Here is a 19,651-nt window from a genome sequence, read left to right as displayed (position 1 = left end):
GGCCTCGGCTCGTATGTCGCTACCGGTGCGGTGAGTTTCGACAGTGCTCCATCAACTGCTGCGAAATCTTTCTGAGGAAGATCATGAACAAGAACATGCCGATTAAACGAACGAATCCCTATACCCGAATCGTCCGCCGCCGCAAGGAGAAGGGCGAGCTGTCGATGATCGAAGCCGCTGCCGTGATGGCCGGCGCGGCACTGCTTGCCTTGATCGTCTATCAGGGGCGAGGCTATGTGATGGATCGCATCCACGCGCACCAGTTCAAGAGCGAGGCCCAACTGTTCCGCAGCGGCATTCAGGACGCGACCTCGGGCGACATCGATTTTTCGGGCGAGTCGCTGACGACGCTCGCGCAAAACCACGCATTTGATGCAGCAGGGTCGCGGATCAATGTGGCGTCCGGAACCTTGACGGGCATCTTTGGTGGTTCGGTGAGCGCGGCACCTGGCACGGTCGCGTCGTCCAACGACGCAATGGTGCTGACGTATCCGGTGCCGGCGACCGTGTGTACGCTCGCGGCGGGAGCGATCGCGGGGGCGTACACGATGGTCAAGGTCAACAACACGACGGTCTCCGGCCCATCGACCACGTTCAACGGGACGACGGCCGGACAGGCGTGTGCATCCGCTGGCACGACGGCGAGCATCGCGATGTACGCGACCCACGACAATTAAGGACCGCCCATGTTCAGCATCATCGAGATGGCGATCGTCCTCGTTGCGATGGCGCTTCTGACCATTCAGGGCATCAAGGACGACGTGGCGAAGCGCCGAACAGGGATGCTGACGGCCGAAGGCCAGAATGAGGCGGTCATTAACTCCGCACTTGGAAGCTGGGTGACGGACAACTACGGTGCACTCGTTGCCCAGCTGGTCGCGCCGGGGCCGACGCCAGTAACGCCGCCGACTTTGGCGCAACTGCATTCGGGCGGCTATCTGAAGGCCAACTACGCGGCGGGCCCGATCTGGGGCGGAACCTACATGGTCCAGATGAGCGTCGGGCCGGCCGGCTGCTCGACGGGCGGATCGTCGTGTCAGGTTTCGTATCTGTTTTACCCGTCCAAGCCGGTCACGAAGAAAGGGCAGCCCGATGTCGCGGGCGCAGGTGTTGTCGCGCAGGCAGCCGGCAACGGGTTCGGTTTTTCGAAGACACAGAACTCGTCGACGGTCTATGGGTTGAATGGCGCGTGGAATGCATCGAATCCCTTAGCCGGCGCACCGGCTGCCGTCGTGATGGCCACGAATGGACCGGCGACGGATGGCAATGCGGTCTACATCCGGCGTGATGGCTCGCTGACGTGGACGGGCGATCAGAACGTCAATGGTGTCAGCCTCCACAACGTCAACAGCATCGACGCGACGGGAACGATCGCAGCACCGACGCTTTCGGCCTCGAACGTCGCGGTCAGCAACGCGGTGCGCACGCCGGGGACGCTGAATGTCCAGAACGCGGCGGGTACGGCGCCAGCGCCGATCAACACCGGGGCGGCGAGCGTCAATGGCAACGCGACCGTCACCGGCACGGTGACGGCGGGGAACGTAGCGGTGCCGCGGGCCGCGTGCGTGGGCACCGGCTTTGCATCGGCGTATGACGGGTCGGGGATGCCGTTTGCCTGTCAACGAGATCCGATCAGCGGCGCGCGCGTGTGGCTGCCGATCGGCGGCTCATGGCAACAGTACGCGCGATATGTGGTCACGTTTGGAACGTGGGTGCCAGCGCCCAGTTGTAACGCTGGCGGGACGCCGGAGATTTTGCTCGCTCCGCAGGGCGTCCAGATCGATCCGACCGCCGCTTTGAACTTCAATGTGGACGGCGCGGGACCTTGGACGGTTGTCGTTACCGATGGTAGCGGCAGTCCCATTTGGGTCACCGCCGTCGCGACGACGTACTGCGCATACTAGGAGCGGAAATTGGGAGTATCGCTTACAGGGGTACGTGCTGCGCTGTTGTCTGCGGCGGCAGTGAGCATGAGTACGGCTTTCGCAGGGCCGGCCCGTTGTTCATACGGGAACCAGGATTCGACCTGCACGACGCCCATCTCGTCGGCGCCGATTCCGCAACCGCAGTGCTCGACGGGAGCGGGTTGGACGACCACGGCTGCTGCTGTTTGGCAGGGGTCACGCTGGAGCGCGCCGTCGTGCAATTATCAGGCACCGCCGTCTTGCCCCATTGGTTACGTTCAAGTCGCCCCACCATCGTGGACTGGTACGAGTTGGATTCCCCCAACTTGTATCCCGAGCGCGCCCCCGACTATGCCGGCCGATCAACAGCAGGCTTGCGCCAATGCAGCGGCAGGCTATGGAAAGTTCATTAGCCCGGTGTCAGCGTTTATCGGCCCGCAGTCCGAGACAACTAATCAAGTTGCCAACGACATCAACACGCAGCCTCCTCCGCTAATTTGTGAGGCACCGGGTACTAGCTTTGGCAGTTCAGCTTACGGAACTTGGCCCCCGACCAATGGACCATACGATGTATACAAACTCGGCTTCGGCACGAACAGTAACGGCTATGGTTCGAGCACCCAGGTGTTTGCCTGCATGCTAAACGCGGGGACGACACAGGTTGTTGGATTCATACTTTCTCAGTCTCAAAACGCATCAGGAGGGCCGTGCGGAGGCGGAGGCGGACATTGAGCGCGTAATTGCAAACCCGCCACACGATGCTGTGGCGGGCTTCGCCGAGGTCACTTAACCGATGACGTTGCCGGTCGTAAAGGTGAAGTTGCGCGAGAACGCTGTGCCGTTCACCGTGCCGGTGATCGATACCGAATACGTGGTGTTCGGCTGAAGTGGCGAAGTCGGATAGGCGACACCTTCAAACTTCGGCAGAAGCTTGTTCGGGTCAGTGGCCGAGTCGAGCACCTTGAGGCTGATGACGTTGCCCGACGTATCGGTCATCGTACCCGATTGCATCAGAATCGTATCGGTCGGATTGCCAGCTACCGCAACCGGTGTTCCCCACGGGCCCGATGTGTTCGGCGGGGTCGGGCTCTCGCCAAACGACGAGTACGGCACGCCGGTCACCCCCTGGCAGGGAAACGTAAGCGGCATGGTCCCCGGAGTAGACCGGAAGCCTCCGATGCCGAGGGACGCCGAAATTTGTGGGTAGCCGTTGAATGTGGTTTTGGCTACGCCTACTCCCGCAACCGTGATCGGCCATGTGGCGATCGCAACGTGATAGACCCCAGAGACGAGCGCATCGATCAGTGCATTGCCATATTGGTCGTTCGAAAGAGTAGCGCCCGTATAGTAGCCGACGCTTTCGCCGGTAGAGTAAACCGACTGCGGGAATCCGAAATGCGTCGCCCGATCGGCATAGGTCGCACCTGTGAAGCCGGGGTTTGTGGACGATTCGGTGTCGCCGATCACATTGTTCTGAAGGCCGTACGCTGCATGAGCGGCGGCCGCCTGATCGAGGAGCGTGTTCTGCTGGACGGCCGGAAATCCGCACTGAATCCGGTATTGGTTCACGCGATTAAAGGCGGCGAGTTCGATGCTGCCTGACGCATATTGAGCGGTCGATTGGGTTCCGGGCGGGAGTGTGTCTGACGGCGAGTTGCTGCCACCCGCGGATCCCGAGTTATTGTTCGACGCCCCGCCGTCGCTACCACCGCCGCCACAGGCAGTGAGCGCCAGGATTACGGCCAACGACAGGGCCGTGAGACCGATGCGTGAATTGTTCTTCATTTTTTCCTCGTTTGTTGGGTGCGCCCCTTGCACACCCTTAATTTCATCTTATCGACCGCTCGACGAAGTCAAGCCTGCGCCGCCGATCGTCGGTCCTTGGTGCGGCCGGGCCGAGCCAAAAGATCGCCAGTTCCTGATATCGGTCGCTTTTGGTTAGGACTTGAATCGCGGGTACGGTGGGGCTGACGGCGGGCACCGTGGTATCCAGTCGCCCGCCCGGCTGCAGGATGCGGTCACATCTTCGTGAGTTCGATCGGCCCGAGCATAAAAGCCATCATGTACCCGGTCGACGTTTTGAAGTCGCCGGCGGTGAAACCCGGTTGGACTTTCGCGAACATCGCCATATTTGTCTGCAGTCCATCGAACGGGCCCTGGAGTTTTGCGCCCATGATCTGCTCGAATTCCTCAGGTTTCAGGGGCCGCGCGACTTCAGTGCCGGTACGCCACTTGCCGGCCTGATAGTCGTCGAATACGTACCCCTTGTCGGTCTTCTCCACCTTGATTAACGGAACGATCTTTCCGTTTTCAGCGACGCCGTATTCGCCTTCAAGCGAATCGACGGATGACTGTTTGCAGCCGGACAGCGCTGCAAACAGGCAGACTCCCAATGCCAAGTACGTGAGTTTTCGATTCAATTTTTTGGTCTCCAACGTTTCAGTAGAACTGCGTCCGCCGTGGTATCGGCAGACCCTCCGGCATATACGCGTTTTCCGGCTGAAGTTCGCCTCGATCTGCATGGGGGCTGGCCGGGACCGGTTCGACGATCAGAAAAAAGCCAGCCACGAGGGCGGGCGTCAGCCGGATCGGTCACCTTCGTTTGCGGTGTCGCCAGTGGAAGATCCGAAGACCGACAAAGGTCGCGCCGAGTAGTACGCCGCTGGCGCGCGGGGCCTGTCCCGCCATCATTGGGACGAGTTGTGCGGCCTTGTACACGCAGAAAAACGCGACGAACACTTTACCGATCACGGGTTTGGCCAATAACGCGAGCAGACGCGTAGGCTGGTGGTGGACCCATTCGCCATATTCCTCGTTGGTTCGTTCGAGATCGAACCCGTCGGCGGCTCCGCCGCCCTGCGCCCGATAGAACTGCTCGTAGCGCTCGAAGCGCCCGTCGCCTCGCCCGGAAAGCCACGCGGCGTTGCTTTCGGCCACGAGATAAGCGTAATCGTCCATCGCAGAGCTCCTTCAGTGCGCGCGATTCGCCACCCACGGCACCGCGCCGACCGCATCCCGTATCACCTCACCGGTTGCCTCGGAGAAGTACTGCTCTGTTTCAGGATTCAGCCAACCGAACTCGGCACGGCCGTCCGCACTGAACACGACGAGGCCGGCAGGCAGCGTCGGTTCCTGCTCAAGACTTTCCATGGCCGGCCCGCGCACGTGCGTGACGCTTCTTCTCGCCGAGTTGCCGGTTGCAGGCCGGGCAGTCGAAGCTCTGGTGCATCTCGATCTTGGCGTCGTTGTTGCTGACCACATAGTGGGTTCGGCACGTGCGGCACGGGGCAATCGTGAGACGCGAATCGGCCGCCATCGAACGGGTCAGGTTGCAGCCGCGATCCGCTGAAATATCCGGCTTGCCGCCGAACAGTTGCTGGTAGATGTCGTTTGTCGCGATCAGCGCCTCCGGCGCGTTCCCACCCGCGGCGAGCCCCGCGCGGTACAGCCACGTGTAGAACGTGGCATGCAGCCGGTTGTGCGGCGTCTCGACGAACCACGTCAGCGACGTCGGCACGTTCCCGCAAGGAGAGCTGACGCCGTGCATCTCGACGTAGCGCTGGCGCATCGCGTTCTGGTTCAGGCGAAACAGGGCCGCGGCCGTCGATGCCCGGCACCGGTAGGCCATCATCGCGTATGCATAGGTCTCGTTCCGTTCGCGCGGCAGGCGCAGCTCGCTCCAACCCGCCTTGCTGGGCAGTTCCCCGACGCGAATCGGCGAGGTTTCCATTATCAGGTGCGCGACCATTTCGTCCGTCAACGTGCTTGCCGTGAACTGGTACCAGAAGGTCGGCGCATTGAAACGCCAGCGGAAGAGTGGCAAGCCACGCATACGCCCAAGTGCAAGGCGCAGCTTGTAAGTCGGCACCGACACGAGGTAGGCAGCCAGCTCGGTCGTAATGCCGAGCAGGGGCGCCGCGAGCACACTCATGTGGATCACGCTCGTGACGAGGTCCAGGAACATGCGGTTGTGCTGTTGCACCGAGTACGTCGACAGCGCATCCAACTCTGGAAGTTTGCGGCGCAGCTCGTCGACGGCGACGGTCGTCGCGGTCTCGTCGATGAAGCAGCGCCAGTCCTCCACCGTTTGCAGCGTCGGCGCGACCATCAGGAACGGCGTGTGGAGCAAGTTGCGCAGCGACGACTCGTTGTGCTTGAAGTGCTCGATTTCCTTCCGCTCGACCGCGAGGATCTCGTTAAACCGACCGTCTTTCTGGAGCAGCCACTTCATGTGATCGACCAGATCGAAATTGGTGACCTGGATCCGTTCCGTCAGCCATTGAGGCACGTAAAGGCGTTCGACGGACCGGTAGGTCTCCCGGGCATTCTTTTTTTCCATTTGTAGTTCTCTCGTTTCCCTGCCAATTCGGGAGCGGCCGCTCCCGAACCATCATGCCGCGCGTGTCGCAGCCATCACTTCCCCGTGAAACTTGCCGATCAGGTCGCCGAGCGCCACAAACAGCGGCTGGAAGCGCGCGGGACGGCCGTCCGCGGTCGCCAGCAACTGCGCGCTGTGATAGTCCTGGGTGAATGCACCGAACTTCTCGATCAGCGCCCGGATCTTCTTTTCCAATGCCTCACCAGCCTCGAGCGCCGCTTTTTGCTGCTGAAGTTCGCCTTCGAGCGCCTGCTTTTCCGCCTGAATGGATTCGAGACTGGCGCGGGCTTCCTTCACTTCAGCGAGCTTGGTTGCGAGCGCATCTTCGAGATTCGTGAATCCGTCAGGAACCGTGGGGACCGGGACCTGTTCCTTCAACGGATTGGCCTTCAGGTGGGCAAGATCGTGTGTGATCTGTTTGACTTCATGCTCTCGCTTCGCCAGTTCGTGTTGCAGCGTGCTGACCTGCTTGCTTACGTTTGCCAACTCGACGGAGGTGGCTTGCGAGCTCTCTCGCTCGCGGGCCTGCTCTTGCCGGGTTCGATCAAGTTCCGCCGCAAGGCGATCGATTTCCGCCTGGGCGTCATCAAGCCGGCCGACGGTATTCGCCAGGTCGGTCGTGACCATTTCAACCTGGTTGGCCTTCTCGGCGAGCTTGTCCTGGTAGTTCGCGATCAGCTGCTCGACTTGTCGCTTGCTCAGGTTCGGGTTCTCGCTTCTGGCGTCGATGACCATGTCGACGACGTCGTCGCCAATGTCGTTACCGACCAGCAGCGCCATGTCGCTGTGCGAGAGGATCTCGACGGCGCGCATGTTGTTTGCGAACTTCTCGTAACAGCGGATGTACAGCCGCACCGACGACTTCGACTTGCGAAACAATTTCGTCAGGTAGTCGTAGACGAGTTCCTTCGCGCGGTTCCGCACGGCGACAGTGTCGCCTTTGTGCGTCACCTCATGACCGACAACGCCCGTGAGAATGTGCACGAAGTTGCCGCCGATCCGCATGTGCTCAAGCAGGATCTTGCGTGTCGAGTGCGCGACTTCCTCGCTTTCCTCGATGATCGTGCGGATCAGCGAGTCGGGCAGGCCGGCGAACATCTCGCGTGCGGCGGCGCCGAGCTCGAGCTGGGTCGGAATGTGGGCGAAGTTCGCTGTCAGATCGGCACTCGATTCGGCATCGTCGGCCGGAGTGCGACCGTCGTCTGGAACGGTCGGGTTGAATTCGTCGTCAGACCGGATGGGTTTGGGCAGATTCTTGGACACGTGTTCACCCCAATGCGATGTTGCTTGCCAGCTTCTCGTAGCAGCGGATATAGAGCCGCACGGTAGCCTTGGACTTGTGGAATTCCCTCGTCAGAAAGTCGTAGGCGACTTTCAGCGCGCTTTTGCGCGTCGTTGGGGTGTCGCCATGCTCGGCCACGTAGGCACTGACGACGGCATCGCGGATGGAGGAGAAGTGGTGGCCGATGCGCAGATGCTCTTGCAGCCTGTTGCTCTGGTTCGACGCCACATCCTCGCTGTTGCGGATTACGCCGCTGAGGATATCGTTGCAGAGATGGCCGAATGACAGGCCGGCGGCCTCTTGCAGTTCGTGCTGTCCCGGGTTCTGGGCGAGCGGTACAGTCGCGTCACGAGCCGATTGACGGTCGAGAGGACTGCGCTCATCTCCGGTCGATGCAGGTGCCTCGTCGAGGCGGGGTTTCTTGGACGGATGGTTGGACACGTTTCCTCTCCGAAATGTCCGGTTGGAGCCATTGCCCGCGCAGGTCGGATTCCTCGGCTGCGCGTCAATGGAGACAAGTAGTTTGGGGGGTGGCGAACCCAGCATACGCCGCGTTTTCACGTGGTCCCGGCGAAAAGCTGCACGAAACCACCCCGCTTTTAAGCGGACTCGAATTGTTACGGATTATGAATTTGTCGGCAGGATTGACCGAAACATTAGGAGGACCTCCTCAAATAGGTAAAGATTGCTGAATTTTGCGGCGATGGATTTCGATGGCGGCCCCCGTTGGATCGTCAACGCAGAGGCGGCGAATCGCGTCCAGGGCAAGCTGGACCTTGACCGAAGGCCGGCCGGCGAGCGCATGACGATTCTTCTTTTCGCGCAGCCAGTGACCCAAGTCCTGCGCACGAATGAGATCGATGGGCAGCACCGGCGACAGCGTGCAGACGTCGCTGGAAAACACGCCGACACCGTGAACGTCCCAAATATCGGGAAGCATTCCGCGCAGGAACGCAACCTTTGACCGGTTCTGGTTCAGCGGCGAGCGCCGTTCCTCGAGCCTGCCGCCGGGCAGATGGCACAACAACTTGGTTGCGTCGCTGCCGGGTACGATATGAGCAGACCAGTGTTTAGTTTCGACTACGAAAATTCCGAATAGCGCGATGACGAGATGGTCGACCTCGGCGGTCGGAAAGTCCGTACCCGGCGCGTGATGCAGCAGCAGGGCCGTCGGATAAACGTAGTAATCGTCGCCGCAGAGCCACGAGAGCACGCGTTCGAGTTCCGTGCGCACGCGCGCTTCGCCGGCGTCGCCCGATGCATGGCTGCGCGACACGGGCGGCTTGCTCGGTTGAGTGGTGCGCCGCTTGCGAAACGCCATGTAGAGCGAGCCGCCGATGAACGCGAAGATCAGAATCGAAGACATGATGAGCGCCTTGAAGTGAAGTGACACTTTCAGTTTGCCGCGCGATTTGCGAAGTCAAGTCCTCGGAACCGGCAAAAGCTATACGATTTTCTGGAGCTTTCCGGGTTAAGCCCCTCAACCGGTTGAACTGGACGCGGTCCGCCAAAGCTGTACGCGATTGCCGAGCATTCGGGCGGCCCGCCGCGTACGAACCCGATACGCTAGGCCTATTACGCGTTTCCCCAACGCATCGACCTCCCAGACCTAACGGTCTCGCCCCTTGCGGCCTGCCCGCATCTTTCCTGATCGACGCCGAGCATTTTCGTGCGCGGGCCCGACGGCCGCGGACGAAAGCGCTTCGCGCCGATTTCCTTGCTCGTCTCGAGCATCGAAACCGCCGGACGTTGTCCGGACATCCTTCTGTAAATGATCTTTCTGGAGAGATAGATGTTGACGCTACTGTTCAAGGGCGCATTCAAATCGCCGTTCAAGTTGCTGGCGCTTTGCCTGGTGCTGTATATCGCGACCATGTCGTTCTTCGTCGCCGGCATTCTGATGCTGGTCGTTGCCCATTGGGCGAAGACGGAATTCGACAAACGTCGCCGCGCGCCGCAAACGCCTGAACCTGCCGAACGTCCGGCTGGGTCGGACGCTGCTCAACAGTTGCATCGCGCCGCAAAAGTACCTGCGGCGAACGACGCAACCGAATCGACACCGAAGCGGCAGTACGCGAAATCGGCTGTCGTCATTCCCATCAAGACGGGCACCAAGTAAGTAAGGCGCCTGCCATCCCGTTGACCGTGCGAAGCAATTCGCGCGGTCAACGCCTCACCCCCGCCGGGAACCCCGTTCCCGGTTTCCGGAGATGAGGTTGCCCGGCACGACCGGAGCATTCTCATGGAACCGCATGTGGCTGCCTGGCAGCTCGACATGTTCGGCGACGCGTCGCCGATCGTTATTCCCCCACTGAAACCCGACCCGCTTCCCGACCCATCCCAGTGGGCACCTCACGTTCGCGAGCAGCTCGCCGAAGCGGTGTTCTTCCTCGCGGTCGACAGCCGCCACGGTGACAGCGTGCCGGAAGCACTGATGGACTGTGCGGAGATCCTGCGGGATCGACTGTGCAATCGTCCCGTCGACACGGCCGACTACTACGCGACGCTCGGATGGATCATGGAACTCTGGTCCGGTGCGATCCCGTATCCGCTCGTCTGTGCGCTCGGCCGGATTCGGTCGCGCTCGATGCAAGACGGGATCCGCGATAACCCGTTGCTCAACTTCGACTACATGCGGCTTAACCGCTGGTGTAGCGGACAACTGTCCCTGGAGGCGCAATGGCAAGCGTAGCGATGTTCATCACGCGCGTGCTCACAAATGCGTTCCCCGGCGAAGGGCGCAAGTCGACCAACCAGCCGTCTCCGGGTGCGTGCACACCGGATCGCGAGCGCGTGGTCGGAAAGGGTGCGTCGAACGAGACCCACGTCACGATCGACGGCATTCCCCACCTGTTCGTTGACGAGGGCGACTGTATCGTCGAATTCGAACCGGCTTTCGACGATCACGCCGGCGACACGATGTTCGGTCTCAAGATCCTGCCGGACCTTGAACCGCACTGGGCGATGCGTGCTGAGCACCGGTCTGCGCTGAAGGATGCGATCGCAACCGCCATTCGGCGTGCGAGCGGTGTCCAAATGCCAACCGTCTCCAATGTGGCGTCGGCCGAGGCGGCGCCGATGGAAGTGGCACCGGCCGATGAGCTCGAGCGCGCACGCGACTCGTCTCGACGTCCGGCGCGACCGCGCCGAGACGAATCTACCAAGTCTGCGGCCGTGGTCGGTCGCATCACCTGGTGGGGCGAGGACGAATTCCCCGACCGGCGTTCGAACGGCTCACGCTTCTACAAGTCCTTTGCGATCCGTCTCGATACGTCGTATGGCGAACGCACGCTGCAAGGCGAAGGCTTGAAGGAGGCGATCTCGGAATGCGGTTGTCGCCTTGGCGACACCGTGAGCGTCAAACGTCTCAGGAAGATCAAGGTGCCGGCCATGCGGTCGGATGGTTCACCCAAGATCGTGAATGGCCAGCAAGTCATGTGGGACAAGTGGCTCTGGTCGATTACTCAATAAAGGAGTTGTACATGGCATCTGTCAACAAGGTCATCCTCGTCGGCAATCTCGGCGCTGACCCGGAAGTCCGTTATCTGCCGAGCGGCGACGCCGTGGCGAACATCCGTCTCGCGACGACCGATCGCTACAAGGACAAGGCGAGCGGCGATTTCAAGGAAATGACCGAGTGGCACCGGGTCGCTTTCTTCGGCCGTCTCGCCGAAATCGTCAGCGAGTACCTGAAGAAAGGTTCGTCGATCTATATCGAAGGCCGCATCCGCACGCGCAAGTGGCAAGGCCAGGACGGTCAGGACCGTTACTCGACCGAGATTGTTGCCGACCAGATGCAGATGCTTGGCGGCCGCGGCGGAAACACGCAGCGTGACGGCGGCGACGACGGGTTCGAGCAGGGCGCAAGCCGACCGGCACCGGCCAATACGGCGCGCGCGCCGGCTCGCACGAATGGCTCGGGCCCGCGGCCTGCGGCCCCTGCGCCGGATCAGACGAGGTCGTACGGTGGTGGTGGCGGCTTCGACGAGATGGACGACGATATTCCGTTCGAATCGTGGTACCCGCGCAAAGCGTGGGCCGCGATCTGATCCCGGAAACCCTCACCGATCCTCTTCGCGTCTCCCGTTTCTTCTCACCTTCGCGTGTGATGTGCCTCGCGGCACGTCACACGCGGACCTTCTCCTCCCCTCTGTTCATCCCACGACGTTGCTGAACCAAGCCGACGCGCCCGCGCGGCTTGGTTGAGCAAGCGTTTCCACGCCTGTCTCAGGCATCGACCAAAACCGCAATCCAAACAGGAGAGCAACTGATGAATGTGAAGTGGTTTCACCTTTCGCGCAGCGCAGTGCTCTCCATGTCACGTCGATTCGACGCGACGGCCGGGGGCGTGAAAAGCGAGAGGGCGTTCGATCCACCGGTGCTGGCTACCGCATCGATTGATGCGGCAGCTGCTTCGTACGTTTTTGCCACAGCGCAAAAGGAGGCTGAATCATGCGAGAGCTGAAGAAGCTGGTTCTCGAGGACCTGAACTGGTCAGACATCTTTCCGCATTATCTCGATAGCCGTTATCTGGGGGACGCCAAGAAGCGTTGGTGGGCGTGCCCGCTGTGTGATGGCGAGGAGACGTTTCGGCTCTATTCGCCCGAGAAGGATCCGAAGGGCGGCTGGTACTGCGCCCGCTGTGCGAAGGGCGGCACGGGGGTGCAGCTCATTCGTGAGGTGACAGGCAAGCCGTATCGCGAGATCTACTACGAGCTCGAGACCGGCAACTACAACGGCGGCATTCCCGTCGAGGTGGCGCGCAAGGTGAAACCTGTCCCGGTCCGGCCTGAGAAAAGCGACGAGCAGAAGTGTCGCGAGATGCAGGTCGCGTGGGATGGCGCCGGGCCGGTCACGGCGGAGTCGCCGGTATGGACGTATCTGTCGACGCGAATCCCCGGGCTGCAAATCGAATGGATCGGGAAGGATGTGCGCTACCACCCTGGTATGGAGTACGTCGATGCATGGGGAAAGAAGCTAGGAAAGTTTCCCGTCATGCTGCTGCGTGCACGGTCGCCGGCCGGAAAGCCGCGTCGCCTTCATCGAACCTACCTGACGGCTGATGGCACGAAGGTTCCCTTCCTGACGAAGAAGGGGAAGCCGCGCGCCAAGCTGGAGATGAGCGCGCCGGACGGAAGTTTTGGTTCGTCCGTGCTGCTCAACACGACCCGATCGCGGAGCCTCGCGCTGGTCGAGGGTTCGGAGACGGGGTTCGCGGTGGTTGCGCGGTATCAGAATCGTATCGAGGTTCGCAGCCTGCTGAATTGCGGCGGCCTCGAGCGTGCCGATATCCGTTGGGACGATTACGACCACGTGATCATCTACGCTGACCGTGATCGGGTCGATGCCCGCCATGGCTATCGGCCCGGCGAGCATCACGCCCAAATCCTGGCCGATCGCCTTCGTCGCCTCGGAAAGCGCGTCTCTATCGTCCGTTCGGTGGTCGAAGGCGTGGACTTCTGCGACGTGTGGGCTCAGCAGTACAAGCGCAGGACGCAGCGCTACGAGCGAGCGTCCGCGAGACGGGCGATGCGTGATGAAGCGCGCCGGCGGAATCTTGCGCTCGTGCATGGCAGCAGAGGGTGCCGTGTAGTTTGACTTGAACGCCGGCGATCGCCGGCATTGCTTTGTTTGCCCGGTGGGGATACGTCCCCGCCGGGCCGTATTGCGCCGGGCCTCATTCGGAGACTGATGATGGCCTTTCGTATGTTGCTGGGAGAGTTCGAGATCGTCGCGACCACGGGTGCGGAGAATGGCAGGCAGCCGACGGTGTTGTCGAAAGCGCAGGCGTTCGACGTCATCGACCGGAAGTGCGAGGGCGAGGCCCGTTATGTGTTGCGGGACGAGCCATTCGAACCGGCTGTGGACTTCTGTATGGCATGGCTCGCGCAAAAGGCGGCCAGTCGTAGACATTGAACTTGAAGCGAAGCGGCTCACCATTTGGTGAGCCGCTTTTTTTTTGTCCATGGATTCTGCATCGGCAACGGCCCCGGAGCCTACAGCACGATCCGCAGGATCAGCAAGAAAAGCTTATAGGCGCCCGAAGCCCACACCGCGCCAATCGCTCCACCGATGAGAAACGGCTCGGCCAGACTCCCATAGTGGTGCGCATGCAGAACGATGCCGAAGAGCCAGACGAAGGCGAAGGCGTATGCCAGGATGAAGCGTCGGACCAGGAACGGCAGGCGCTTGTACAACTGGTGAGCTTCCGTCGCGATCGCTATTACCTTGTTGTTCATTCGTGATCTCCAGAGACATGTTCGATCTTGGCGAGCCCCGCGAAGAAGTATTCGATCGCGATGCGCATCGCAACAAAGCTGAGCCAGAGGTACGGCGACGACAGCTTGTGGATCAGTTCGCCGTGGCGAATCCAGTCGATGAGTTCCAGCATGGTGTGCATCCTATATGCACCGGTGCATAGCGCGATGCGCGCCATGAACACCGGTGTTATGTATCCATCTTCGCAGTTCCAATCCAAAGTCAAGCTGCGATAGCGTGCTGCGGCGGCCCTGTCATTCGAAGTAGCCCGCAAGTTGTCCGCCTAGCTCGTCACCGAAGCCACTACTTTCGTGACCCGAGTCATCCACCCGAAGCACCTGGAATCCCTCGTTGTCGACCGCCGCCGGCGTGCGCGCCGCTGCCGCCGGAGGAGGCGAATACGTTTGCGTCGTCGCCTGAGCAGGCGCGCGTGCGTATCCGGTCAGCTCCTGACGGAGCGTTGCCTCCGCCAACGACCGCAGAATCGTGGCGCGATGGCGGGCTGATGTACACGCGCTCAGTCGCTCGAAGAGCAGCGGCGACACGAGCGGATTGATCGTGACAGTCATCTCGATCTTGTCGCTCATGCCGTCTCCTTAGCGACGTTCGCGAGCAAGGCCCGCTTCCCCGACCATCAGGAAGCCGCGCACGTTGGCGAGGCACGGTGCGTCGATCACCTCAATGAGAACGCGCGGAAACGCGCGTCGGATGACCGCCGCATAGAGCGCTGCGCCGCCGCCGGAAAGAATGATCGACCGCACGTTCGGCAAGCGGCCTACGTTGTTCTGCATTTCCTTGACGACGCCCGAAATGAGCGGTTGGGCCTGCTCGAGGTACGGCGCAAGATCAATGTTGGTTCCGTAGAAGAAGAACGGTGTCTGCTCCCGCAAGGCCTTATCGATACGTTCGATGTCTTCGACTGCGTCGCCCTGGTCGCGCGCGACGAGGCTGGCGATGCGCTGGTAAATCTGCGATGCGCCGCCCGGCATGCCGCCGCTGCGGTTGTCATCCATCGTGAAGCCATTCGCATACACCCAGTCGGTCGTGAAGTAGCCGACGTCGACAACGAGGTGGGCGACGTCTCGCCCGAACTCGTGCTGGCGGTTGCTCGACGCCAGTACCAGCGAGCCGAGCGGCTGTGGGATCACCACGACCTTGTCGACCGTGACCCGGCCCGCCCCGAAATCCAGTTCCCCGGCGAACCGTTCCTTCAGGTCGGTTGAGTACTTTTTCATGTTGTGGACAGGCAGGCCGAGCACCAGCCGTTCAATGTGCGTGACGCCAGAAATGTGGATCGCGCCAAACAGGAGGGCGGCATAGTTGTCGGACAGCACGTAGTCGTCTGCCAGCGCTCGGCCAGTATTGCCATAGGCTGCGGTGAGCGGCACGTCGGGCCCGACTTCGTATTCGACTTGGTCGATGACGATCGTCGAGACCTTACGCGCGGTTAGCACGCTCTCGCCGTATCCGGATAGCGTGCGGCTCGCGGCGAGGGGAGTCAGCGACGGGAACATGCCGGTCGCGATCGTTCCACTTGCGGCGCGGTGAGCGTATTTCGTGTTGCCATAGCCGACATCGACGGCGAAGACTGCGGTTTTCAAAGGCGACTCCTATGGGATCGAATGGGACGGTGCCACAAATCAAAGTCGGACTTGAAGTCGGACATTGAGCGCAGCGAGAAAGCGAAGTCGGACATGAAGTCGGACTTTGTCGAATGAGCGTCGCCAAAGTCCGACTTGATCTGGAAGTTTGCGCAGTGAGCCCCGCACAACTCCGAGTTGAAGTCCGAGATTGCTGAACCCAGTCTATCGAGCGATGCGCGAAGTCAAGTTGCGCAAAGCGCGCCGGTTCCCGTCAGCTTTCGGCCGGCGAGTCGGCGCAAATCGCTCTATTCTTCTTCTCACCTACCGCGTCATCGACGCATCGAAACCGAGTGCAAGGCACTCGCTCGTCCTCTTGGCCCGCAACGGGCCCCAAAAAGCAGTCAAGTGTTCGGGCCGCACAACGAAGCGGCCTTTTTGTGAATCAGATCAAGTACACAGCGGTCAACAGTGAGGACCGCTGGACAGTGCGATATCCATACGATCGGCGACGGTTTGTCGCCACAGGACAGCACGAGAACAAGTGGAGCCCCGGACACCGGACGCTTTACGAGCTCTCATGCGCGTCTGAACACGCCTTTTCAGCGATCAATGCTGGGTGCACTCAGGAAGCCCGATACACCGCGGCCGACATGAGTGTGCTTGGGGGCGGGGGAAATCATGCGACCGGCAAAGGCCCGGTATCGCGATTCCCTGACAGGAAGAAAAAACGGTCTGAGCCGCCGTACCCGAAAGGTCTCAACAGGAATTACCCGGCATACAACCCGGCGTCCGCATTCGCGAAAGCGGCGGGTGTCGCGACGCGAGCGAGTCGGCTTGCAGGGTAGCCACGAAGCTGTACCCGCGCGGAGCTTCTCGGCGCAGCGCGACCGATGAGGGAGCGCACGAATGGCGACGTCTTGCGCGAAGCGCGAGGCGAGTTGTTCAGGCAGCAGGTTGGACAGTCGGCGTGCATGTACTTCCCATGCACCGGGCTGATCGGATGGAAATCGCTAAAGGACAGGAAGACGCAATACCGAGCCGGCGGAATCCGGCAACCGCGCATTGCGCGAAGCGGGTTGAGCTGCCACGGGTTCGGGGCACGGCGCCAGGTAGGGGCGTCGCGAACGCGCTGCGGTAACGAATCAACGAAGGCGCGGCGTGGGCCGCAAGGAGCAAATGCATGGCTGTGATTCTCAACGTGCGTGCGGTCGTGGGCCGCTATCGGTTGTCGGCCGAGTTTCGGGACGCGCTGCTCGCGCTGTTTAATGCGCACGTCGCAGATATCCATAGCTCCACACGCATCAGCACCCGGACGCTCTCGATCAGGACCCAGGAAAACCGCGCGACCGCGCTCTGCAAGGCGTTTGTTGAGCTGCGCGGAGGCGGCTTCGCGTTGCAGACCCCGTGGTCGCTGAAGGAGAAGCACGTGAAGTATCTCGTCACGCGGTGGGTCGATGCGGGGCAGTCGGGCGGTCGGATCGAGAACAAGCTCACCTACCTGCGCGCAATCGCACTGTGGATGGGCAAGACCAATCTGGTCGGCACGCTCGGCGATTACGTGGACCGGCAAGCGGCGGGCCTGGTGCGTAGCTACGTGGCGACTGAGGACAAGTCATGGGTGGCGCATGATGTAGACGCTGCAGGGAAGATCGATGAAATCGCGTCGACCTGTCCGTATACGGCGGTGCAACTCAAACTGCAGGCGGCGTTCGGGCTGCGGGTTGAGGAGAGTTTCATGCTGCGGCCGCTCGAGGCGGTGCGCAATCCGCAGACACTGGCCGTTACGCGAGGCACGAAGGGTGGTCGCCCACGTGAAGTGCCGATCGAGCGGAAGATCTCGATTCTGGAAGAGGCGGCTCGACTCAGCAATGGTTCATCGGGGTCGACGATTCCGGCTGGTCGCACGCTCAAGCAATGGCGAGACTGGTACTACTACGTGCTCGGCAAGCATGGGGTGACGAAGAACGGGCTAGGGATTACGAGTCACGGCTTGCGCCATGAATACCTGCAGACGCTATACGAACAGGTTGCCGAGGTCCCGGCGCCGATCAAGGGGGCGTCGGTCCGGCCAGATCCGCAAGCGCACGAAGAGGCGAAGCGCCGCGTCGTGGCGGCCGCGGGGCACAGCCGCGAATCGAAGGCGAATGCCTATCTGTCGACGTTCGCGCGGCAGGAGGCAATGCGCAAGCAACTGCCGACCGTGGAGGCGGTTGAGGCCGCCCTGCGGGCCGCCGCCGGCAACAAAAGTCATGCAGCGGCAGCGCTCGGGATTTCGAGGGCAGCGCTCTATCGGTTGCTCGCATCGACTCAGGATCGGAAGTAAGCGTCGAAGAGGGCACGGTTGGGAAGGATCGCGTGCGCGTCGCTCTGACAGTCGACGAGATATCCGTCTGCAGGGAGTTCTGCCGAGAGCGTCGGCGCACGTATACAAGGTGCGCCGGCGCCTCAATGCGGTGGAAATCGGATCGGCATGTGGTCGGGCCGAGGCCGAAGCTCCCTCTCGGGAAACGTGTGGAGCGAGGGCGTTTCGAGCGCCGCAATCGGCGGCGCTGCCCGAGAAATGACGGGTGAAATAGGGCGTGTTATGCCTGCTGGGCGGATGGCACGTTCGGTAAGATGGACTTGTCTCTCAGGTTCTAGCTCGGCCCTCGGATATGGCTAGAACTCTTTCGAAGCCGGCTCGCGCCGGCTTTTTTTTCACCAGCGATCCCGATCGGGCATCGCGTCGACGGCCATCGCGATCCGGTCTTCGAACAGGAAGTCCATGTGTTCGGTCGGCGACGCAATCTTCGGGAACTGCACGTAGTCGTGGCCGTCGATTTCCACCCATTTCGCGAGCTGGACGAGCTTCCGGTATCGCGCGGCGTCTTCGAGGACCGGGGAAATCGGCCACGTGTCGATGGTGACGACGGCAGCGTCGACGATGCGTTGCGCGAGCATCTTGAAGACGGGACCGAGCGTGGCCCAGTCACCCTCAGCACGAGACAACAGATCGAGGATCAACTGCGCATCGCATGCGCCGAGCTCGCGTTCGACAAGCGTTTGCAGGTCTTTCTCGCACGCCTTTGGACGGCTCAGGCGCCGGTTCCACGTTTCCGCGCAGCGGGTCTTGGCGGTGAGCTCGTCATCGCCGATCGGTTCCCACTGTGTCGACAAGCCGCACCCGGTGCAATGGATGCAGACGAGCTTTTCGGTCAGCGGTGCTTCGGGTGGGCGCGGCAGCACGTCCCCCAGGCATGGCGGCCCGCCAAAGCGCCCGAACTGGCTGAAATCAAACGCGCGGTTCTCTCGGCAATCGATCAGCCGTTGCGATCGCCCGATCGTCGGCCGCCCTCCGCAGTGGTCGCAGGGATAAAGCTGCTCCAACATTTGTAATATAAAAATAAGGTAGAGACCGGCGCATTATTGCCGCTTTTTTGTGACAGACAAAGGGGAATTAAACGGAGAATGTCCCCATTATTAGATTCACGACTCGGTAACTTGCACTCTGAGGCGGTTGCGGGCGACCAGACGGCCGCGCTGCGCGCGGCAGCTTCGACGCGCTCCAGGTACCGAAGATAATCGTCGGTATCGCGTCGGGTAACGGTCATCGGAATGATGGCCACGGTGTGCTCGTCGCTCGTCGCGCGAGCAAAAATCCGGCGGATCGAGTCCGGCTGATCGACGATCCAGAAATTCCACTGGCGGACAAAATGCCACCAGGTGCGCGCCCTCTCCAACTCGGCCCACGTCGCACTGAACTCCAGCACCGCGCCGAGGTTCGTGAAAAAGGTGCATCGAATGCCGACATCGTCGGCGGCCGCAACTACCACCTGGCGGCCACGCGAGATCGAGCCGGGTTCGCGGCATGCCATCGACAGGGCGGGAAAGCGCGGCGCCCAGTCGTGGGAACGGGAGACGGCGCGGTCGAGAAAGAGTGATTTGCCTTGCATATTGGCCTCCATGGGCATTGAGCATGCATCCATCATGCCGGCCGCTACGCAATGTCAAGGTGCATCGCCGCCGGTAGCCTAAAGGGGGCGCTCCGCGATGCCGTAATCACTGGACATTACAACCGCTTGAGCCTCCTACATGAAGCCGCCGAAGTCCGCGATTCGATCCAAGTCCGATCTGTTGCCCATCCCTGCCGCGGATCGTGACGGGATCGCACTCGAGTGCTATCTCGCGCTGAGCACGCTCCGGGCCGGTCAGGGAGGTCGCCATACGCTGGCCTTGCTGACCAATGCGCTTGTCGCGGCGTATTTCC

General features: G+C 61.4%; 24 protein-coding genes. 10 read left to right on the top strand and 14 right to left on the bottom strand.

The window, feature by feature from the left end; genetic code table 11:
* Window positions 1-83: 83 nt before the first annotated feature.
* Both NQV17_RS36720 and NQV17_RS36715 read left to right on the top strand, forming a co-directional pair.
* Complete coding sequence (locus tag NQV17_RS36720; protein WP_257775999.1) at window positions 84-677, top strand: type 4 pilus major pilin; 594 nt, start codon at window positions 84-86, stop codon at window positions 675-677.
* A gap of 9 nt (window positions 678-686) precedes the next feature.
* Window positions 687-1,904, top strand: coding sequence for a hypothetical protein (locus tag NQV17_RS36715; protein WP_257775998.1), 1,218 nt, complete (start codon window positions 687-689; stop codon window positions 1,902-1,904).
* A 786-nt stretch (window positions 1,905-2,690) separates the two neighbouring features.
* Here NQV17_RS36715 and NQV17_RS36710 read toward each other — a convergent pair.
* The 8 genes from NQV17_RS36710 to NQV17_RS36675 all read right to left on the bottom strand — a co-directional run bounded on the left by NQV17_RS36710 (window position 2,691) and on the right by NQV17_RS36675 (window position 8,930).
* On the bottom strand, window positions 2,691-3,689 hold the full coding sequence (locus tag NQV17_RS36710) for a CAP domain-containing protein (RefSeq protein WP_257775997.1): 999 nt from the start codon (window positions 3,687-3,689) through the stop codon (window positions 2,691-2,693).
* A 233-nt stretch (window positions 3,690-3,922) separates the two neighbouring features.
* Window positions 3,923-4,324, bottom strand: a complete 402-nt coding sequence (locus NQV17_RS36705) for a hypothetical protein (protein WP_257775996.1) — start codon at window positions 4,322-4,324, stop codon at window positions 3,923-3,925.
* Between the two features lie 172 nt (window positions 4,325-4,496).
* Window positions 4,497-4,862 (bottom strand): hypothetical protein, encoded by a 366-nt coding sequence (locus NQV17_RS36700; protein ID WP_257775995.1) that lies wholly within the window; start codon window positions 4,860-4,862, stop codon window positions 4,497-4,499.
* 12 nt (window positions 4,863-4,874) lie between these two features.
* A complete protein-coding gene (locus NQV17_RS36695; protein ID WP_124664120.1) occupies window positions 4,875-5,054 on the bottom strand; it encodes a hypothetical protein in 180 nt (59 codons plus the stop codon).
* Window positions 5,041-6,243, bottom strand: a complete 1,203-nt coding sequence (locus NQV17_RS36690; RefSeq protein ID WP_124664121.1) for a FlhC family transcriptional regulator — start codon at window positions 6,241-6,243, stop codon at window positions 5,041-5,043. Before NQV17_RS36690 ends, NQV17_RS36695 begins: the two co-directional genes overlap by 14 nt.
* 51 nt (window positions 6,244-6,294) lie before the next feature.
* The gene (locus NQV17_RS36685; RefSeq protein ID WP_257775994.1) at window positions 6,295-7,545 is read right to left on the bottom strand and encodes a hypothetical protein; all 1,251 of its coding nucleotides are present in this window, start codon (window positions 7,543-7,545) and stop codon (window positions 6,295-6,297) included.
* A gap of 4 nt (window positions 7,546-7,549) precedes the next feature.
* Window positions 7,550-8,005 (bottom strand): hypothetical protein, encoded by a 456-nt coding sequence (locus NQV17_RS36680; RefSeq protein ID WP_257775993.1) that lies wholly within the window; start codon window positions 8,003-8,005, stop codon window positions 7,550-7,552.
* Window positions 8,006-8,234: 229 nt separating this feature from the next.
* Window positions 8,235-8,930 (bottom strand): nuclease-related domain-containing protein, encoded by a 696-nt coding sequence (locus tag NQV17_RS36675; RefSeq protein WP_257775992.1) that lies wholly within the window; start codon window positions 8,928-8,930, stop codon window positions 8,235-8,237.
* A gap of 426 nt (window positions 8,931-9,356) precedes the next feature.
* Here NQV17_RS36675 and NQV17_RS36670 point away from each other — a divergent pair, with 426 nt between their 5' ends.
* The 7 genes from NQV17_RS36670 to NQV17_RS36640 all read left to right on the top strand — a co-directional run bounded on the left by NQV17_RS36670 (window position 9,357) and on the right by NQV17_RS36640 (window position 13,480).
* The gene (locus NQV17_RS36670; RefSeq protein WP_257775991.1) at window positions 9,357-9,683 is read left to right on the top strand and encodes a hypothetical protein; all 327 of its coding nucleotides are present in this window, start codon (window positions 9,357-9,359) and stop codon (window positions 9,681-9,683) included.
* Between the two features lie 123 nt (window positions 9,684-9,806).
* Window positions 9,807-10,256, top strand: a complete 450-nt coding sequence (locus tag NQV17_RS36665; RefSeq protein ID WP_257775990.1) for a hypothetical protein — start codon at window positions 9,807-9,809, stop codon at window positions 10,254-10,256.
* Entirely contained in the window at window positions 10,244-11,035 is a 792-nt protein-coding gene (locus NQV17_RS36660; protein ID WP_257775989.1) for a hypothetical protein, read from the top strand. Before NQV17_RS36665 ends, NQV17_RS36660 begins: the two co-directional genes overlap by 13 nt.
* A gap of 11 nt (window positions 11,036-11,046) precedes the next feature.
* Window positions 11,047-11,613 (top strand): single-stranded DNA-binding protein, encoded by a 567-nt coding sequence (locus NQV17_RS36655; RefSeq protein WP_257775988.1) that lies wholly within the window; start codon window positions 11,047-11,049, stop codon window positions 11,611-11,613.
* 221 nt (window positions 11,614-11,834) lie between these two features.
* Window positions 11,835-12,029, top strand: a complete 195-nt coding sequence (locus NQV17_RS36650; protein ID WP_257775987.1) for a hypothetical protein — start codon at window positions 11,835-11,837, stop codon at window positions 12,027-12,029.
* Window positions 12,017-13,162 (top strand): primase-helicase zinc-binding domain-containing protein, encoded by a 1,146-nt coding sequence (locus NQV17_RS36645; RefSeq protein WP_257775986.1) that lies wholly within the window; start codon window positions 12,017-12,019, stop codon window positions 13,160-13,162. Before NQV17_RS36650 ends, NQV17_RS36645 begins: the two co-directional genes overlap by 13 nt.
* 93 nt (window positions 13,163-13,255) lie before the next feature.
* Window positions 13,256-13,480 carry a hypothetical protein gene (locus NQV17_RS36640; RefSeq protein ID WP_257775985.1) on the top strand — a complete coding sequence of 75 codons (225 nt, stop codon included), beginning with the start codon at window positions 13,256-13,258 and terminating at the stop codon, window positions 13,478-13,480.
* Window positions 13,481-13,560: 80 nt separating this feature from the next.
* On the opposite strand, the gene NQV17_RS36635 is transcribed toward NQV17_RS36640, so the two are convergent.
* The 4 genes from NQV17_RS36635 to NQV17_RS36620 form a co-directional block, all read right to left on the bottom strand.
* Window positions 13,561-13,803: a hypothetical protein gene (locus NQV17_RS36635; RefSeq protein WP_124615433.1), complete on the bottom strand. Its 243-nt coding sequence runs from the start codon at window positions 13,801-13,803 to the stop codon at window positions 13,561-13,563.
* A complete protein-coding gene (locus NQV17_RS36630) occupies window positions 13,800-13,955 on the bottom strand; it encodes a hypothetical protein (RefSeq protein ID WP_257775984.1) in 156 nt (51 codons plus the stop codon). Before NQV17_RS36630 ends, NQV17_RS36635 begins: the two co-directional genes overlap by 4 nt.
* Window positions 13,956-14,076: 121 nt before the next feature.
* Window positions 14,077-14,409 carry a hypothetical protein gene (locus tag NQV17_RS36625; RefSeq protein ID WP_257775983.1) on the bottom strand — a complete coding sequence of 111 codons (333 nt, stop codon included), beginning with the start codon at window positions 14,407-14,409 and terminating at the stop codon, window positions 14,077-14,079.
* A gap of 9 nt (window positions 14,410-14,418) precedes the next feature.
* The gene (locus NQV17_RS36620; RefSeq protein ID WP_257775982.1) at window positions 14,419-15,423 is read right to left on the bottom strand and encodes a PRTRC system protein D; all 1,005 of its coding nucleotides are present in this window, start codon (window positions 15,421-15,423) and stop codon (window positions 14,419-14,421) included.
* A 1,162-nt stretch (window positions 15,424-16,585) separates the two neighbouring features.
* Between NQV17_RS36620 and NQV17_RS36615 the strand changes: the two genes are divergently transcribed.
* Window positions 16,586-17,728: an integrase domain-containing protein gene (locus NQV17_RS36615; protein ID WP_257775981.1), complete on the top strand. Its 1,143-nt coding sequence runs from the start codon at window positions 16,586-16,588 to the stop codon at window positions 17,726-17,728.
* A gap of 374 nt (window positions 17,729-18,102) precedes the next feature.
* Here NQV17_RS36615 and NQV17_RS36610 read toward each other — a convergent pair whose 3' ends face one another.
* Entirely contained in the window at window positions 18,103-18,774 is a 672-nt protein-coding gene (locus NQV17_RS36610) for a Lar family restriction alleviation protein (RefSeq protein WP_257775980.1), read from the bottom strand.
* A complete protein-coding gene (locus NQV17_RS36605) occupies window positions 18,705-19,337 on the bottom strand; it encodes a hypothetical protein (protein ID WP_257775979.1) in 633 nt (210 codons plus the stop codon). Before NQV17_RS36605 ends, NQV17_RS36610 begins: the two co-directional genes overlap by 70 nt.
* Between the last annotated feature and the right edge of the window lie 314 nt (window positions 19,338-19,651).

The sequence above is a fragment of the Burkholderia sp. SCN-KJ genome, from assembly GCF_024656005.1.
GTDB lineage: Bacteria > Pseudomonadota > Gammaproteobacteria > Burkholderiales > Burkholderiaceae > Burkholderia.
Note: the sequence above shows the minus strand (reverse complement) of the source record. Positions and strands in the feature narration are given on the sequence as shown.